Source organism: Alkanindiges illinoisensis DSM 15370, assembly GCF_000619845.1.
Classification (GTDB): domain Bacteria; phylum Pseudomonadota; class Gammaproteobacteria; order Pseudomonadales; family Moraxellaceae; genus Alkanindiges; species Alkanindiges illinoisensis.
Map to the genome: position 1 here is coordinate 151,924 of NZ_KK211037.1, position 18,071 is coordinate 169,994.

General features: G+C 48.8%; 15 protein-coding genes. 9 read left to right on the forward strand and 6 right to left on the reverse strand.

Features of this window, described 5'->3' with window-relative positions:
• Positions 1-244 precede the first annotated feature (244 nt).
• The 4 genes from Q337_RS0114965 (at position 245) to Q337_RS18025 (ending at position 6,559) form a co-directional block, all read left to right on the forward strand.
• Complete coding sequence (locus Q337_RS0114965) at positions 245-802, forward strand: DUF2946 family protein (RefSeq protein WP_156935825.1); 558 nt, start codon at positions 245-247, stop codon at positions 800-802.
• Between the two features lie 202 nt (positions 803-1,004).
• Positions 1,005-3,233, forward strand: a complete 2,229-nt coding sequence (locus Q337_RS18020) for a TonB-dependent copper receptor (protein ID WP_084494909.1) — start codon at positions 1,005-1,007, stop codon at positions 3,231-3,233.
• Between the two features lie 360 nt (positions 3,234-3,593).
• A complete protein-coding gene (locus tag Q337_RS0114975) occupies positions 3,594-4,763 on the forward strand; it encodes a type III PLP-dependent enzyme (protein WP_228133156.1) in 1,170 nt (389 codons plus the stop codon).
• 137 nt (positions 4,764-4,900) lie between these two features.
• Positions 4,901-6,559 carry a GMC family oxidoreductase gene (locus tag Q337_RS18025; RefSeq protein WP_051526936.1) on the forward strand — a complete coding sequence of 553 codons (1,659 nt, stop codon included), beginning with the start codon at positions 4,901-4,903 and terminating at the stop codon, positions 6,557-6,559.
• Positions 6,560-6,847: 288 nt separating this feature from the next.
• Here Q337_RS18025 and Q337_RS0114985 read toward each other — a convergent pair whose 3' ends face one another.
• Positions 6,848-8,080: a voltage-gated chloride channel family protein gene (locus tag Q337_RS0114985; RefSeq protein ID WP_026472276.1), complete on the reverse strand. Its 1,233-nt coding sequence runs from the start codon at positions 8,078-8,080 to the stop codon at positions 6,848-6,850.
• Between the two features lie 432 nt (positions 8,081-8,512).
• Between Q337_RS0114985 and Q337_RS0114990 the strand changes: the two genes are divergently transcribed.
• Positions 8,513-10,897 (forward strand): YgiQ family radical SAM protein, encoded by a 2,385-nt coding sequence (locus Q337_RS0114990; RefSeq protein ID WP_026472277.1) that lies wholly within the window; start codon positions 8,513-8,515, stop codon positions 10,895-10,897.
• A gap of 55 nt (positions 10,898-10,952) precedes the next feature.
• On the opposite strand, the gene Q337_RS0114995 is transcribed toward Q337_RS0114990, so the two are convergent.
• The 3 genes from Q337_RS0114995 to Q337_RS0115005 form a co-directional block, all read right to left on the reverse strand.
• On the reverse strand, positions 10,953-11,558 hold the full coding sequence (locus Q337_RS0114995; RefSeq protein WP_026472278.1) for a glutathione S-transferase family protein: 606 nt from the start codon (positions 11,556-11,558) through the stop codon (positions 10,953-10,955).
• Between the two features lie 53 nt (positions 11,559-11,611).
• Entirely contained in the window at positions 11,612-12,310 is a 699-nt protein-coding gene (locus Q337_RS0115000) for a helix-turn-helix transcriptional regulator (protein WP_026472279.1), read from the reverse strand.
• A 290-nt stretch (positions 12,311-12,600) separates the two neighbouring features.
• Complete coding sequence (locus Q337_RS0115005; RefSeq protein ID WP_026472280.1) at positions 12,601-12,840, reverse strand: hypothetical protein; 240 nt, start codon at positions 12,838-12,840, stop codon at positions 12,601-12,603.
• Between the two features lie 226 nt (positions 12,841-13,066).
• Here Q337_RS0115005 and Q337_RS0115010 point away from each other — a divergent pair, with 226 nt between their 5' ends.
• Both Q337_RS0115010 and Q337_RS0115015 read left to right on the forward strand, forming a co-directional pair.
• Positions 13,067-13,648 carry a DUF4385 domain-containing protein gene (locus Q337_RS0115010; RefSeq protein ID WP_051526937.1) on the forward strand — a complete coding sequence of 194 codons (582 nt, stop codon included), beginning with the start codon at positions 13,067-13,069 and terminating at the stop codon, positions 13,646-13,648.
• A gap of 288 nt (positions 13,649-13,936) precedes the next feature.
• Positions 13,937-14,308 (forward strand): hypothetical protein, encoded by a 372-nt coding sequence (locus Q337_RS0115015; RefSeq protein WP_026472282.1) that lies wholly within the window; start codon positions 13,937-13,939, stop codon positions 14,306-14,308.
• A 24-nt stretch (positions 14,309-14,332) separates the two neighbouring features.
• Here the strand turns inward: Q337_RS0115015 and mdtD are convergent, their stop codons facing one another.
• Complete coding sequence (gene mdtD / locus Q337_RS0115020; protein ID WP_407636789.1) at positions 14,333-15,808, reverse strand: multidrug transporter subunit MdtD; 1,476 nt, start codon at positions 15,806-15,808, stop codon at positions 14,333-14,335.
• A gap of 326 nt (positions 15,809-16,134) precedes the next feature.
• Here mdtD and ybaK point away from each other — a divergent pair, with 326 nt between their 5' ends.
• Together ybaK and Q337_RS0115030 are read left to right on the forward strand one after the other, a co-directional pair.
• Complete coding sequence (gene ybaK / locus Q337_RS0115025; protein WP_026472284.1) at positions 16,135-16,605, forward strand: Cys-tRNA(Pro) deacylase; 471 nt, start codon at positions 16,135-16,137, stop codon at positions 16,603-16,605.
• Positions 16,606-16,763: 158 nt separating this feature from the next.
• Positions 16,764-17,201 (forward strand): ABZJ_00895 family protein, encoded by a 438-nt coding sequence (locus Q337_RS0115030; protein WP_026472285.1) that lies wholly within the window; start codon positions 16,764-16,766, stop codon positions 17,199-17,201.
• Between the two features lie 39 nt (positions 17,202-17,240).
• On the opposite strand, the gene Q337_RS0115035 is transcribed toward Q337_RS0115030, so the two are convergent.
• Complete coding sequence (locus Q337_RS0115035) at positions 17,241-17,834, reverse strand: LOG family protein (protein ID WP_026472286.1); 594 nt, start codon at positions 17,832-17,834, stop codon at positions 17,241-17,243.
• Between the last annotated feature and the right edge of the window lie 237 nt (positions 17,835-18,071).

The following is an 18,071-nucleotide window of genomic DNA, read 5'->3' on the forward strand; positions in this document are numbered from 1 at the left end:
GGCTGGCGTGTCCTGACTATTTAAACCATGCCTGTTTAAATGATGTTTAACCGATTTATTAAAATCAGGCTGTTAATTTTTGTTTTGCATTATTTAATTATATAAGTGGGCTGATGAATAAACAGGATCAGCTGGTATAAATAAAAGCAGATCAGTTTAAATTGATTAAATTAAAACTGTTTAAAAATAGACAAATTTTTTTTTGCGGTTAAACTAGGCTCACTTGATAAATCATGAGATGGTCGTGCAGCGACAACAGGTCGGCTTAATACTGGGTTTAATGGCCTGGTGTATGCAGCTGGTGGTTTTTGTCCAGCCATTTTTACCGGGTCATAGCGTACCTGGTTTTGGCGTTTGCCAGATCATTATCGATGCGTTTAGATACTCTCCTTCTGAACAGGCTGCTTCCCACACGCAAGGCCAGTCGCATAGCCAATCCGGACATATGCTGGCTGTTCAAGCTCAGCAATCTCAACAGCATCAGTCCCAACAGCGCCAGTCAGCTCAGCATTATTTACTTCAACATCATTCGCCTCAACATCAGCATACAATGGCTGATGCGATGGCTGGGCCAGCAACGCCAGTCCATACGGTAGATCATCACTTTAGCCATTTGTCCTGTGGCTTTTGCACGCTGTATGGGCACGCTATTCCACCGCCTGATTTGCAGCCCTTCTGGTCTGCTGCTGCCCTAACGGTTTATGTCACTTTACCGCGCTTTTACTATGCTGCGATTCCAGCCTTAACACCTGATTATATTAATCCGCAAAGTCGTGCCCCGCCGCCTGATTATATTGCCTAGCGGTATCACTAAAATTTTATTTAAATAAACTGCCTTTTATAATGAATATAAAAGGCATGGGTTTTATTGATTAAATTTTAGGACTCAAGATTATTGGTTAATATATTCTGGATTAATGATGACTCATTTTAATCAGCCGAGCAGCGCTATATCTTTATCAAATGTGACAGTTTTAAATAGCCCTGCTTTAAAACTGTCAACCATGACATTATCAGTGGCCTGTATTGTTTATGCAGGATTTCATGGCAATCTGGCTCATGCTGACACCTCACCTGCGGCTACAGATAATGTGGTCACACTGCCATCTGATCAGGTTGCAGCATCGGACGAACTAGGCAGCCCTACGTCATCTTCAGCCATTCCAGATTGCCATCACGAAAGTGTGCACAGCGGGCATACAGGTCAAAACTGCGAGCTGGCCCCAATTGTGGTGACGGCCAGCAATCCGCAAAACACGCAGGCGTATCTGATTCAGGCTGATCCCAAGCAGCCGATTCAGCCCGTGCCTGCCACCGATGGTGCTGATTATCTCAAGCACATTGCCGGTTTTAATGCCATTCGCAATGGCGGCACCAATGGCGATGCGGTGTTTCGCGGCATGTTTGGCTCACGCCTGAAAATACTAACCAACGGCAGCGAAATGCTGGGTGCCTGTCCCAACCGGATGGACGCGCCAACCTCGTATATTGCACCGCAAAACTTTGATGAAATTACCGTGGTTAAAGGCCCACAAACGGTACTGTTCGGTGCGGCATCAGCAGCCACTGTAAACTTTGCCCGTACGCCTGAACGCCTTGAGCAAGACACCATTACGGGGCAGGCCAGTGCCACCGTCGCATCCAACCAGCGCTTTGACAATGACATTGAAACCATTTTGGGCAACCAGCAGGGTTCCATTCGCCTGAATGCCAATACTTCACGGTCGGATGATTACAAGGATGGCAATGGTAAAAAAGTACCAGCCAAGTGGCGCAAGTGGAATGCAGACCTGAGCGCCACCTATACGCCAACCGAGGACAGCTGGATTGAACTAAGCGCGGGCAAGGGCGATGGCGAAGCCCGATATGCAGGCCGTAGCATGGATGGCAGCCAGTTTTTACGCGAAAGTGTGGGCGTGCGCTTTGCCCAGAACAACCTGTTGCCGTGGCTGCAAAAACTGGAAGGGCAGGTTAACTACAACAATGCCGACCACATCATGGACAATTTTACCTTGCGCACACCCAGCCCAATGGATATGGGCGGTGAACACGATCACGATTCTGGTGCAATGGACGGTATGGACGATTCGGAGGACATGAGCATGGGCAGTATGGATTCGGCCATGGCAATGGAACTGGCACGCAAAACCATCAGTGGCCGTCTGGCAGCTACCCTGAACTGGCTGGATTACACCCTGGTGAGCGGGCTTGATGCCAGTCACAGCGAACACAAGGGTCGTATGGGCGGGCAATATACCTATAAGGATGCAGTATGGGACAAGGATGCCGAATTTGAACAAACCGGAATTTTTGCCGAACTCAGCAAGCCATTAAGTGATAACCGCAAAATCATTACTGGCCTGCGCATTGACCAGCATGAGGTCAAATATCTGGCCCATGATGCTGCCACCAATGCCTATCCTACACCTTATGGCAAAACCCGTCGTGAAACTCTGCCCAGCGGGTTTGTCCGGCTGGAAAACCGTTGGCCTGACCAAAACCTGAATGGCTATGTGGGTGTGGGTCATGTAGCGCGCATGCCGGATTACTGGGAGCTGTTTAGCCCGGTGCATAGTGGTAGTTCCAGTGCCTTTCTGGGTATCAAGCCGGAACAGACCACCCAGCTGGATCTGGGCTTAACCCATCATGCCGGGCCGTGGAATAGCTGGATTTCTGCCTACGCGGGCCAGATCAATAACTTTATCCTGATCAGCTATCACCAGCATGCAGGCCACGCAGGCAATAGTGCTGGGGCCAAAAATATTGATGCCAGCATTGCCGGTGCAGAAGCCGGAACAAGTTATCAATTCACGGATAACCTGACTGCCGACCTCAACGTGGCCTATGGCTGGGGCCGTAATGAGACTGACAACCAGCCATTGCCGCAGATTGCGCCACTGGATGCGCGCATTGGCCTGACCTACCAGCAGGATCGGTTAAGTGTGGGCACCTTGCTGCGTCTGGTAGACCGGCAGGATCGTGTGGCGCTCAATCAGGGCAATATTGTGGGCTATGACCTTGGCAAAAGCAGCGGCTTTGGGGTGTTTTCAGTCAATGCTGCCTATCAGTTTAATCCCCTGCTAGGCCTCAGCATTGGCGTGGATAACCTGTTTGATAAGACCTACAGTGAACACCTGAACCGTGCGGGTAATTCAGCCTTTGGTTATGCCGCTACCGAAATCATCAATGAAATGGGGAGAAACTTCTGGGCAAAAGTAACGATTAAGTATTAATTGCTGTCGTGTCATCAGCTTGTCCCACAAAATAAATAAACTGGCAAGAGGCCGCGAAAGTATTGAAACGGTGCAGGGAAGGCACCGTTTTTGCCTCTGTAAAAGCAGTGGAAAAATGCTGTTAAAAATGCCTGAAAATTGCTGGTCAAAGGTCTTGTAACGCTGCATAAATACAGGCAAAATCCGCGCTTTACAGGCTGTGTTCTAAAACACTTGAGGCAGCGTGTTAAGATAGTTAAATGATTCGTTAGTACTGTGTTGTTTTACTTGAACCTTTTAAGTAAACCCGACATAGTAAAAACTCTTCGCGGCCTAACCATTGGCTACTTTTTGTTTTTCTAATCGCCGAGTTAAATGCCCATGCGCCTTGAAAACTACTGTTCACCCGAAGAATGGGAAAAGATTCAGGAATTCTCCAAAGACAAGGAGACTCCATTCCTGGTGGTGGACCTGGAAGTTATTCGCCAAAAATATCAGGAACTGGCGACCTGTTTTCCGACTGCCAAAGTGCATTATGCCCTGAAGGCAAATCCGGGCGCTCCAGTGGTTAACCTGCTGCGTGAACTGGGTTCAAATTTTGATATTGCATCCATTTTTGAACTCAACCGCGTACTGGAATGTGGTGTAGAGCCAGACCGTATTTCCTACGGCAACACCATCAAAAAAGCCGCGCATGTGAAGTATGCTTATGACAAGGGCGTGCGCCTGTTTGCCACAGATTCCAAGGCAGATTTGCAAAATATTGCGGATCAGGCGCCGGGTTCCAAGATTTTTGTGCGTATTCTGGTAGAAGGCGGTGAAACGGCTGAGTGGCCATTGTCACGCAAGTTTGGCTGCCACCCGGACATGGCGATTGACCTGTTGGTACAGGCGAAAAATCTGGGTCTGGTTCCTTACGGCATTTCATTCCATGTGGGTAGTCAGCAAAAAGACATCGCGGTATGGGATGCAGCACTATCCAAAGTTAAATACATGTTTGACTGGATGAAGTTTGAAGAAGACGTTAGCCTCAAGATGATTAACATGGGCGGTGGTTTCCCGGCCAACTATATTTCTGAGGTTAACCCGATTCAGATTTATGCCGAGGAAATCCTGCGTTACCTGCATGATGACCACGGTGATGACCTGCCGGAAATTATTCTGGAGCCGGGCCGTTCACTGGTGGGTGAATCAGGTGTGCTGGTGTCTGAAGTGGTGCTGATCTCCCGCAAGTCGCGTACTGACTTGAATCGCTGGGTATATCTGGATGTTGGCCTGTTTCAGGGCTTGATTGAAACACTGGGTGAAGCGATTAAATATCCAATTTATACCCCAAAAATGGAAGAAAAAGTTCAGGAAGGTACCGTGGTACTGGCTGGACCTACCTGTGATTCTACCGATATCATGTATGAAAACTCGCACTACCAATTGCCACTTAATCTGGCAGTGGGTGATCGGGTTTATTGGTTAACTACAGGCGCTTATACCAACTCGTATTCTTCGGTTGAGTTTAATGGCTTCCCGCCTTTAGCTACCTATTATCTGGATTAATTTCCTGTAATGTTAAAAAGCCGTGTCGATTGATGCGGCTTTTTTTATGGAGATTTTTCATGCAGCCGTAAAAATTAAAGTATTTACTCTAAAAAAGTAGCATAATTAAAATTCTAATAATAAGGAAAGGATGCAACATGACTCAGTCGGTCTATGATTTTGTCATTATCGGTGGTGGTTCAGCAGGCTGCGTGCTGGCTGGTCGCCTCTCGGAAGACCCCAATGTGTCGGTATGCCTGCTGGAAGCAGGAGGCAATGGCAACAACTGGATGGTCAATACGCCTGCTGCTGCGGTGCTCAGTATTCCCACGCGCCTGAACAACTGGGCCTTTGAAACCATTGCCCAGCCCGGCTTAAATGGCCGTAAGGGTTATCAGCCCCGTGGCAAGGGACTGGGCGGTTGTTCAGCAATTAACGCCATGGTGTATGTGCGTGGTCACCGCGATGACTACGACCAGTGGGCGGCACTGGGCAATACCGGTTGGTCATACGATGAAGTATTACCCTACTTTAAAAAATCCGAGCACAACGAGCGTATTAATAACGAATTCCACGGCCAGCATGGGCCATTGAATGTAAGCGACCTGCAAACTGACAATCCTTTGCAGCAAACCTACTTGCAGGCTGCCGAGCAGGCAGGTTATCCCTTAAATGATGACTTTAATGGCGCCACGCAGGAAGGGCTGGGCGTGTATCAGGTGACCCAGAAAAATGGTGAGCGCTGTAGTGCTGCCCGTGCTTATTTGCTGCCGCATCTGGGCCAGCGTCCCAACCTGCACGTGATTACGCAGGCGTCGGCTACCCGCATTTTAATTGAAAACAACCGCGCTACTGGCGTTGAATACCGCCAGCAGAAAAAACTGCATACCGTGCAGGCACGCTGTGAAGTGCTGCTGTCCGCCGGGGCGTTCCAGTCGCCACAAATTTTAATGCTGTCCGGCATTGGCGCGCGTGCCGAGCTTGAGCAGCATGGCATCAAGGTCGTGAAAGACTTGCCGGGTGTGGGCAAAAACCTGCACGATCACCCCGACTTTATTTTTGGCTATAAGGTTAAACTGATTGGCGGTACGTTTGGCCTATCACCTGCGGGCACGTTTGACCTGATGAAACAACTGCGTCTGTATCGCAGCAATCGCCGTGGCCTGATTTCTACCAACTTTGCCGAGTGTGGCGGATTCTTAAAAACCCGGCCTGAGCTGGACAAGCCCAACCTGCAACTGCATTTTGTGGTGGCACTGGTGGATAACCATGCGCGCACCATGCATGGCGGTCATGGCATTTCCTGTCATGTGTGCCTGCTTAATCCGCGCAGTCGCGGTTCGGTGCAAATTAGCGGGCCAAGCATTGATGACCCCATCCTGATTGACTTCAAGTTTCTGGAAGATGAACAGGACATGCAGGACATGGTGGACGGTTTTAAGGTCACCAAAAAACTGATGGATGCTCCGGCATTTGCCCCCATCATCAAGCAGGATATTTTTTCCGGGCATGTTAAAACCGATGACGACATTCGTGAGTTACTGCGCCAGCGCGTTGATACCGTGTATCACCCGGTCGGTAGCTGCAAGATGGGCATTGATGGCATGGCCGTGGTTGATCCCGAGCTGAAAGTATACGGCATTGATGGCCTGCGTGTGGTGGATGCCTCGGTAATGCCGAACGTGGTCAATGGCAATACCAATGCACCGACCATTATGATTGCAGAAAAAGCGGTGGACATGATTCGGGCAAGCCATCAGGCGCGATTTGCTGATGATGCGGATAAAGTGAGCATTGCGGAAGTGGTGTATGCCTGAGTATTTTTATCTGGTAGCTGTCACTGCAAGTACCCGGTAAACGGCATGATCACTGCGGTGCGGGATGATTGACCATCCGGCACCGGCAGTTCTTTATTATTCAATATATAAATGTTCAGTAAACTTCTTCCAAAAGTATGATTTCGCCATGGTTCGACAAGCTCATGCCGAGGCCTGGTCGAAATGGTCGACGGCAAGTTAAGCAATTATGAAAGAAGTCTATTGTGTCAGGCACATTTTAAGGCAAAGCACTCAGCACAAACAATTCGTTCAAGCCTTGTAATAGGGTTAATCCTTATTGTAATAGTTGGGTCGCTGGATACGGTACAGGCCGCAATTGCCAGAAAACAGGTAGGCAAACAGACAGGCAATCATGGCATAAATGGCAATGGATGAGCCAAACAGCTCAATCGCCAGCACAATCGAGGTCAGGGGCGCTTTGCTGGCACCAGAAAAAATCCCCACCAGCCCCAACCCGGCCAGCAGTGAAAAAGACACCGGTAAAATCAGGCCCAGCGCATTGCCCAGTGTGGTGCCGACAAAAAACAGCGGGGTAATTTCTCCTCCCTTAAAGCCCGAGCCCAGCGTTAAGGCAGTAAACACGGTTTTGTATAAAAAATCATAGACCGGTTGCGGCATATAAAAGGACGACACAATAGTGCGTACGCCCAGACCGTTATAGTCGGTATTACTCACCAGCAGGGTGAGCAGCATAATCAGCAGGCCGCCAAGCATTGGCCGAAATGGCATATAGCGGATATAACGCTTAAACACGGCACTCACTGCGTGAATGGATGCAATGAACAGCCGCGCTGCCAGCCCAAAGCAAATCCCGGCCAGCATTACGCTTAGTACGGAATTTACCCCAAGGTCTGGAATGGCCGAGATTTTATAATATTCATGCGGATGCACAATATGAAACCAGTGCGGTACCTGTGACGCCACAATGGACGATAAAAAGCACGGAAAAACTGCCGAATAGCGCAAGCTGCCCAGTGCAGTAATTTCCAGCCCAAAAAATGCCCCAGCCAGCGGTGTGCCAAAAATAGAGGCAAAACCGGAGCCAATGCTGGCAATTAAAAAAATCTTGCGGTTATCCGGATGCACGCGAAACAGTTGGGCCAGATGATCGGTAAGCGCACCGGACAGTTGCACCGCCGGCGCTTCACGTCCGGCAGAGCCGCCAAACAGCTGGGTTAAAATGGTGCTTAAAAACACTAGGGGGCTCATGCGCTTGGGAATAAATGCGCGTGGCTGGTGAATTTCATCAATCAGCAAATGCGTGCCTTTTTCAATGGGTGTACCCAGCCGGTAAAATAGGTAACCCATGGCCAGACCCACCAGCGGCAGGCAAAAAATCAGCCAGTGATGGGTGGTTCTGACCAGCGTGGACAGATCAAAACACATGTAAATCAGGGTGGACGCCACACCGGACACCAGCCCGATTAACAGTGAGGCTGCCAGCCAGTAAAAGGTATAGCGAATAATTTGACTGTACTCAGATGAGGGAAAAATTTTCATGTATCAGTCAAAAATCCTTAGGGCTTGGCCGGCATGTTTATGCTCGGGATGGTTGAGCGCATGGGATGGGATGAGGTTTAGGGTTATCATACTCTTAAAAGTAACAAAATATTTGGGTTAAACGTAGGACATTGGTTTAATCCATGACGTTTTAAAGCCGGTAAACAAATGGTTGTTGCCGGTAACCACGCTCTGTTAAAACTAAAGCTGACTGTACGGATGCTGGAAAAATGGTGTTAATAAAACGCAGCTAGCCATACATTATTCTGATTCCGTCGAATAAAAATTGTACAATCCTTAATCATCAATAGGATTCATGTTAAACTGAGCGGTTCTCACGTTTGCTTTATTTCTTTGCCTGGAAAATGCCAGCCTGTTTAGCAAGCCCGTTTTATTGCGCAAGTCCAATTTGCCGTTCAAAGAGCCGCCAGCATGTCTACCGCTTATAAAGATATTGATACCCCAACCCGGTTGTTTGATTACAACAAGCATTGGGCATCATGTTTTGAGCCTGCCCCATTTTTGCCAATGTCACGTCTTGAGATGGATGCATTAGGCTGGGATGCGTGCGACTTTATTATCATTTGCGGTGATGCCTATGTGGATCATCCGTCATTTTGTTCCGGTATTATTGGCCGAACACTGGAAGCGCAGGGCTTTCGGGTAGGCATTATTGCCCAGCCGGACTGGACATCGGCGGAAGCATTCAAGGCATTGGGCAAGCCAGTGTATGCCTATGGCGTTACCGCTGGCAACATGGATTCCATGATTAACCGCTATACGGCTGACCGCAAGATTCGCTCGGATGATGCCTATTCACCGGGCAATGTACCCAACAAGCGCCCGGATCGTGCAGCGATTGTTTACTCACAGCGTTGCCGCGAGGCTTATCCTGACGTGCCAGTCTTGCTGGGTGGCATTGAAGGCAGCCTGCGCCGCATTGCCCATTATGATTACTGGTCGGACAAGGTGCGCCGTTCCATTTTAATGGATGCCAAGGCCGATTTATTGATGTATGGCAATGGCGAGCGTTCCATTGTAGAAGTCCTGCATCGCTTAGCCAAAGGCGAGAACATCAAGGATATTACCGATGTTCGTGGTACGGCATTTATTTTAAATAAAAACGGCAAGCAGGCCAAAAAAGACTTTATTGAAATTGCCAGTAATGATGTCGACAGTATTGGCCGGGTTGATCCAATTATTAATCCCTATGTCATGACTGAAGATCTGGAAGGCTGTGACATTGAGCAAAAAAAGGATTCCGTTAGTCAGTATCAGGGTTTTGTCAAAGAACCGGTTGCTAATCCCATTATCCGCGAAGGCACCCAACTTGATGCTGATACGCAAATCGTGCAACTTAAAGTAGCGCCCAGCAAAGCCATTAAACACAAGCTGCCACCGCGTGAGTTATCGGTCATTCGCTTGCCGGACTTTGAACAGGTCGCCAATGACCCGGTGCTGTATGCACATGCCAACCGGATTTTGCATCTGGAAACCAATCCCGGCAATGCCCGTGCCTTAGTACAACGGCATGGTGACCGTGATGTATGGATCAATCCGCCGCCGATTCCATTAACCACCGAAGAAATGGATTATGTGTTTGACCTGCCTTATGCGCGTTTGCCGCATCCGGCCTATGGCGATGCCCGCATCCCCGCCTTTGACATGATCAAGTTTTCAGTCAACATCATGCGTGGCTGTTTTGGTGGTTGCACCTTTTGTTCGATTACCGAACATGAAGGCCGCATTATCCAGAACCGCTCAGAAGAATCCATTTTGCGAGAAGTGGAAAAAATCCGTGACACCGCCCCGCAGTTTACCGGGGTGATTTCCGACTTAGGTGGCCCAACAGCCAACATGTACCGGTTGGCCTGTAAAGACCCGCAAATTGAAAAAAACTGCCGCAAGCCGTCCTGTGTATATCCGGGCGTGTGTGACAACTTGCATACCGACCATGCGCCGCTAACCCAGCTTTACCGTAAGGCGCGTGCCATTAAGGGCATCAAGAAAATCCTGATTGGTTCCGGCCTGCGCTATGACTTGGCGGTCTTAAATCCTGAATATGTGCGTGAGCTGGTTACCCATCATGTCGGCGGTTACCTCAAAATTGCGCCGGAACATACCGAAGAAAATGCCCTGTCCAAAATGATGAAACCGGGCATTGGCACCTATGACCGCTTTAAGCAAATGTTTGACCGCTTTAGCAAGGAAGCCGGCAAGGAACAGTATCTGATTCCCTATTTTATTGCGGCGCATCCGGGCACGACTGATTACGACATGATGAATTTGGCCATCTGGCTGAAGAAAAACGGGTTCCGTGCCGATCAGGTCCAAACCTTTTATCCAAGCCCGATGGCCACCGCCACCACCATGTACCACACCTTAAAGAATCCGTTGCGTAAGGTATCGCGCCATTCTGAGACGGTGGATATTGTCAAAGGTGAAAAACGCCGCCGCTTGCATAAGGCATTCCTGCGTTATCATGATCCCAACAACTGGCCATTGTTGCGTGAAGCCCTTAAAAGTATGGGCCGTAGTGACCTGATTGGTAACAGCAAGCAGCATTTGATTCCGACTTACCAGCCACAAGGTACGGAAGGCGAATACAACTCAGCCCGCAAGAAAAACTCCAGTGTGGCAGGCGATTCGCAAAAACGTAGTGGTTCCCAGCCACGTAGTACGGCATCAAGCCAGCCCAAGCGGCCGCAAAAAGGGCAGATTCTGACCCAGCATACCGGTCTGCCACCACGCGAGCAAAAGGACAGCCCACAGGACAGCAAAAACCGTCCGGCCAGAACCAAGCAAAGAGCGCGTTAATTTCCAGCGCAAATCTAAAAAAGGACTCCAGTGAGTCCTTTTTTACGGTCTGGATTTAGGGGTTGGGCGCAAAAGCTGCCTGAAAGCTGGGACGCTGTTTTAGATGATCGGTATAGCGTAAAATTACGGGATGCGGTTCAAGGCGCTGAAAGCTAAGCATATACATCAGATGTGAGCCAACAAACACATCAGCAGCAGTAAATTGCTCGCCACATAAATAGGGATTTGCTTCGCTTAAGCCACTGATTAACGCATTCAAGGCGGTTTCATAGTTGCCATAACCCACAAAACCTTCCTGTTCTTTGGTTGGTATAGCACCCAGTACCTGATCGGTGGTGGCCATTGACCACGGGCCAGCCACCATAAAAAACCAGCGATAATACAGGCCACGCTTGGGGTCATTCAGTGCAGGAGCCAGACCTTTTTCGGCATATTTATCCGCCAGATAAGCACAAATGGCCGCTAATTCATAAATTACCACCTCGCCATCCACCAGCGCGGGTACTTTGCCAAACGGGTTAATCGCCAGATATTCGGGTGCTTTCATGCTGGTGCCATATTCCAGTTGCACCCGCTCACAATCAATACCCAGCTCTGCCAGCATAATGTCAACCACGCGGCTACGTGATTGCGGATGGGTATAAAATGTCATTTGGCTCATTGTTGGTTTTCCTTGCTGTTGTTGTCTGTCCTGCATCATAAGCTGTAGTTGTGTCAGTTTCTGTCAGTAGCAATCGTAATGCGCTGGCTGATGCACCATTGTTTAAATAACTGTTTTTTATACGATGGATAATATTCATCAATCACTTTGCAGGCCTGTATCCGATCCAGCCGGAAATGCCGGAAATCACTGCGCAGCTCACACCAGGCGGCCAATATCATCTTGTCGTTAAAATAACCAATAGTAAATGGCCAGACCATGCGCTTGCCTTGCTGTCCGGCTTCATTTTCATAATCAATATGCAGCTTTTTTTGCTGGCGAGTGGCTAGCCGGATGCACGCCACAATGTCCTGATTAACGGGCAGCCACTGATTGATGGCATACAGCGTAGTTTGCTCAAACAGGCGCTGCTGCGGTTCAGGCAAGACGGCTTGCAGTTTGGCTAGAATGGACGTTGCTGCCTGTTTTAAGGGATCATCCGGTAAATGCGCCACCCAGCGCGTACCCAGAATCAGGGCTTCAATTTCGTTTTCAGTCCACATCATCGGGGGTAGGAAAAAACCGGTTTGTAGCTGAAAACCCAGGCCAGCTTCGCCAGCAATATTGGCACCCTGATTTTTAAGTGTTTCAATATCGCGGTAAATGGTGCGCACACTGACATCCAGCCGATGAGCCAGCGTTTCCGCAGTGACCGGAAAGTGATGTTCGCGCAGGAGTTGCAGCAATTGAAGCAGGCGCTGGCTACGGTTCATGGTGTGTATATAAGGGCAAAGAATAAAATGAACGGTTATAGCATTGTTTTCCAAGAATTTAGAAGGCTATTCTGATTTATTGGCAATCCCATAATTAAGGCCATTACCGCTGGACAGTTACTTATGGACAGTAAATCAACCAGCCATAAAAATGAAAAAATCCCAAAAGGGATATAGAAAAATGAGTTTGGGGTTTTAATCTGAATCTGATTATCGCGTGTAGTAATCGATAAAAATTAGCCAGTTTTTTAATTGCTTAGTGTCATTTTATTTAAACACCAGCTTACGCACTAGGCCAGGGCACAAGTGGTAAGACTGGTTAATTGCGCCTGATAAAATTTCTGGCGTTGCTGCAATTCCTGAATGCGCTGCTGCAGCGTATGGCGGGATGCCTGCTGATGAAATTCATTCAGCTTTTTGTTAAGTATACGGATTTCCTGCACACAGCGGACTTGTAGCTTATACAGTCTTTCCCGGTATACTTCCGGATTTTCAGCCTTGGCCAAATGGCTGGATACATCAATACTCATGATTCACCTCTTTAACAATTGCAGGGTTTTTTTGAGCTTTATTTTTAACAAAGACGTATGACGTTCTTGTGACAGCCTGCAAAATCAATTCAGGAATTGCGAGCCGAAGTGTAAAAAAATATCACCAGCCAGTTGCCCAATTTCAACCAAGCCCGTACAGCCGCCTGCATGAATTGCGTCACAATCAACTTAGTGAACATCCAGTATTTCCGGGAGATCGCCCATAATGCAGGCCAAAAGGTCAGTCAGCACTGTACAAGCTGCCAAATCCGCCACAAGTCACGTGCCGCACCGTGCTGCACGGGTACACTCAAACAGCTTTGATTACAGTCTGGACTTTAAGCAAATTGATTTTCGCCAGCATCCTGAACTGTACCGGGTGGGACGGGGTGAGCAGGGCGTGTTGCTGGTGGAACCATATAAGTCAGAGATTTTGCCGCACTGGCGCTTTGCCGATGCGGACAAGGCGCGGCTTAGCAGTGAAAAGATTTTTGAGTTGTTTTTAAATTATCTGGACAATGATGACTTTGTTGGGGCCGACATGGCGCGCAAATTCCTGCAAATGGGCTATACCCGGGCGCGGCGTTATGCCAACCATAAAGGCGGTAAAAAATATGATGGCCCGGTGCCGGATGACAAAAAAGGCTTAAGTGGTGCTCATGGCCGTGATGAATTGCCGCGCACGCCGGAAGACCCAGTCAAGGCAGCCGCTGCACAGATTTTTAAGGCCAAGTGGGATGAAGCTAAAGTCCATCCTCGTTATATAAAGCTTAAAGAAACATTTCAGCAAATGATCCAAAACGCCTAGAACAAATAAGGGCATTTTGCGATGGCTTTCACAAAAAGGCTTGATTCTGGTGCAACAGTTTTCTGTGGTTTATCTATCAAATTAAATATTTTTGAGTAATAGATATATTAAACAAATAGTTAATTAATAATAGATTAAAACTCTTAATGAAAATCAGGTCACAAAATCCTGCTTAAGTTTGGCTTACTTATTGCTTCAGGGTAATAAGTTCAATAAGGAAAAAGGGGTCACCCGGTTTTGCGGCCCGGTAAGCCTTTTAATGCCAGCCATGCTTGAGGAAACAATAGAGTGAAAAACAGTTTTGGGCACAATGATTATGTGAATGCGGAATTTTTTTCATTGGCCAGCCAGTTATATGTGCGCTTGCGCCGTCAGCAGGGGCGGGTGATTGACAGTGTGTATATGACCCAGAACCCGGATTATGCCCAGGAAATCCTGCGGCTGGCGCGAACTGATGCCGATGCCGACATGGCAGGATTAATCCAGCGTCTTGAGCGGTTTGTGCCAGCTGCGGTCACTGGCATTCCTGTATTACAGGAGAGAGTGAGTCGCGCTACTGAACAGGGAAGCAGTGCCTCAAGCGTGCAGTTGTCTGCCGGGATTGAAGACAAATATGCACAGCAGGAAGTGCCGCACCATTATATTGGCGCGTTGCGTTAAGCCTGTAAACCTTGTGATGCTGGTTTAGGATGATTCAGGTAGGCCCACTTCCGCCTGTTCCTGTCGTTTGCATTGTTTGTCTTCCGGCTCAAGTTGCCAGAAAATCCAGGTGGCAGCCATGGTCATGGCACCCATGCAAATAAACGTGGCATGGAAAGCACTCAGCACCTGGGTTTGATTATGCAAGGTCTGATAATGCGCCGTAAACCCGGACAGGATTGCCCCGGCTGCTGCCACCCCTAAACTCATGGACAGCATCATGATCATTGAGAGCAGGCTGTTGCCGCTACTGGCATGGCGCTGTTCCAAATCTTTTAAGGTGAGGGTATTCATGGCGGTAAATTGCACCGAATTAAACATGCCAAACACAAAGAAATGAATGGCTTTTAACCAGGTGGGCTGGTCGGCAGGAATCAGCGCAAAACTGGCAATGCCCAGACCCACAATTAAAGTATTGCTCACCAGCACGCGCCGGTAGCCAATGCGCTGGATTAAAGGCGTGATAATCCGCTTGACCGTCATGGCACCCAGAATCAGGGGCATCATCATCAGGCCAGCTTCTACCGGGCTATAGCCCAGCGCCAGTTGCAGCATCAGCGGCATTAAAAAAGGAATCGAACCGCCGCCAAGCCGGGCAAACAGGTTGCCAAAAATACCAATACTAAAGGTGCGGTTTTGAAATAGGTCGGCCCGAAACAAGGCATTGCTGTGTTTGTGCGCATGAAAACCATAACCCACCACTGCGGCAATGCCCATGATCAGCAAAATCAGCATGACTGCAACCATACTATGATCGGACAGGCCATCAAGCGCCAGCGACAAACACACCATGCCCACCACCAGCAATACATAGCCACTTAAATCAAAGCTGGGAACAGCCGGATTTTTTAATACTGGCATCACGCGCAGGGTTAACAGCGCCCCAATAATGCCAATGGGCAGGTTAATCAAGAAAATCCAGTGCCAGCTGGCCACTTCCACCAGCCAGCCGCCCAGTGCCGGACCAACCAATGGGCCAATCAAACCCGGAATGGTAATAAAGCTCATGGCTGCCAGAAACTGGGCACGCGGTACAATCCGCAAAATTGCCAATCGCCCAACCGGCAGCAGCATGGCACCGCCCACGCCCTGCAATACCCGTGCTGCAATCAGCTGGTTAAGGCTTTGCGACAGGGCACAAAATAACGATGCCAGTGAAAAAATCACAATGGCACCCAAAAAGGCATAGCGGATGCCAATGCGGTCTGCCAGCCAGCCACTGGCCGGAATCACTGCGGCCACCGACAGCACATAGGCCACCACCACCGATTGCATTTGCAGCGGACTTTCTCCCAGATTATGCGCAATGCTGGGCAGGGCGGTATTTACAATGGTGGAATCCAGCGACTGCATAAAAAAGCCCAGCGCCACCAGCCACAGCAGGGTTTTATAATCAGGATCAACCTTGATCGGCGACTGCACTGGCTGACGCGAAGACGCAGCAGGAATAGAATTGGCCACAAGCTACCTCACAGGCAACGGGCTGAAGCAAAGCCAGCTCAAATCAAACGAAATAAAAACAGGAACAATAGGGGCAGCGATATCCTAAGCAACTAGTCCCCATAGCAGCTAGGCCCAGTGTAAAGGCTACAGCAGCCTTGGGCTGTAACAAGCTGTTGTATGATGATAAGTTTTGCTTGATCGAAGCTTTAATCGAACAAAGTTTGGTTCAATTAAAGCTTTATTCGATTTAAAGCCTTACTAAAAAACCTAAGCTGTCTGACTTGTGCTGTCCCTTGCAAAACTAAAGTACAATCAGCCCAGTGTTGGATTGAACCGAGATAGCAATGACTCCGGCCTGCCGCCTGCTAAACCAGCAGAAAATCAGCTACAGTCTCCATGACTATGAGCACGACCCTGCCTGTAGCAACTTTGGACTGGAAGCCGCCCAGAAACTCAACCTGCCGCTGGAACAGGTGTTTAAAACCCTGCTGGTGACTGATGACAAACAGTTTTATGTCACCATTTTGCCAGTCAGCCATACCTTGAACCTGAAAAAAGCGGCACAGGCACTGGCTTGCAAAAAACTGCATCTGGCTGATATCAAGGATGCCGAACGCATTACAGGCTATCTGGTGGGTGGCATTAGTCCGGTAGGCCAGAAGAAACGCCTGACCACCCTGATTGATGCCTCGGCGCAGTCATTGGCAATCATGTATGTCAGTGGCGGGCGGCGCGGGCTGGATATTGGTTTAAAACCACATGATTTGGCAGCCGTCATTCAGGCGCGTTTTGCTGATATTCTGGATGAGCATTAACGTCCTTCGACAGGCTCAGGAACCGCCCTTCGGTGGTTGATGAGCCTACCGAACCACAAGTCAGGAACCGTGTCGAACGACGGTTGCTGAGCTTGTCCAACCACAGCAAAAGAATCCAACCATAATTTTGCAAGCCTTCTACTCAAGGAAAATTCCAATTGAACTTAAAAAAATATTACTGGGCTTACTTTGGCCTTTATATTCTGTTTAATGTGATTTTATTGGCAATCAGCTTTTTTATTAATTTTGGCAGTAGCCTGTCGTTTTTGACGGCTTTTATTGCTGCTATTACTACCGGACAACTGTTTGTTAAAGACCAATTTAGAGCGCCCAATCCCGCTGAAAAAAAGCGGCTGCTCTGGGCATCACTGGCCATCAGCTGGGACAGTTCACTGGTGCTCACGCTGGTTGCACTGTCATTCATGGCATGGGCTGGTGAAAATATGGCGTTCTTAAGTCAAACCCTAAGCTCAGGCATTGGACTTACCATTATACTGATTGTGTTGATCATTTTGTTCTTAATCAGCTATGCCATGATCAGCTGGGCCTATGGCGGTATGGCACGCATGCTTGCGGCTAAAATCAAAAAAAGCTGATGCCAGCCAAGCGCATGCCATTTTAAATCTGAGCTGTGCTTACACATGCTCGGTTTGCAGGCTGCCGGGTTGTTGCGTGGCAAGCTGGATGGCCTGCATCACTTCCTCGACAGTCTGGCATACCACCACCTTGGCACAATGTTCAGGGCTTAAAAATCCCTCATTCACCGCATGCGCCAATTGGTCAATCAGGCCCTGATAATAGTTTTGCACATTAAACAGCACGATGGGCTTGCTGTGCTGCGCCAGTTGCCCCCAGGTTGCAACTTCCAGAATTTCTTCAAACGTGCCAAGGCCACCGGGCAAGGCAACAAAAGCACTGGCACGCTCTGCCATCATGGCCTTGCGCTCGTGCATGGTGTCCACCACATACAATTCGGTGAGTGTGGCATGGGCAATTTCGTTTTGCAGTAAAAATGCCGGAATTACACCCACCACTTCACCACCATGTGCCAGCACAGTATCGGCCACCTGACCCATCAGGCCAATACTGGCGCCACCGTACACTACACCCAGATTGTTTTGGGCCAGTTGTTGTGCCAGTAAAATGGCCTGTTCACGGTAAACCGGCTTGTTGCCAGCACGTGAGCCACAATACAAGGCCACTAATGGCATGGTGGTTTTCATGCTCATGGCATGGCTAGGTTTTTCAGCATTGGGTTTTTCAGTTGGTGTATTAGAAGATAAGCCAGTATGGGGCTTGGCATAAGGCTCAGTATTGGGATTTGAGCCGAGATAGGAAGACGTTGCTTGATTCATTGTTTCTCGTGATCCATTCATAGGAATGACCAGTTCCTTATAGCGGAACTGTCATGTCAGTAAAGCTTTGCAAGGATAAGGATTATAATGACCCGCCCAGTGCCTCTATGG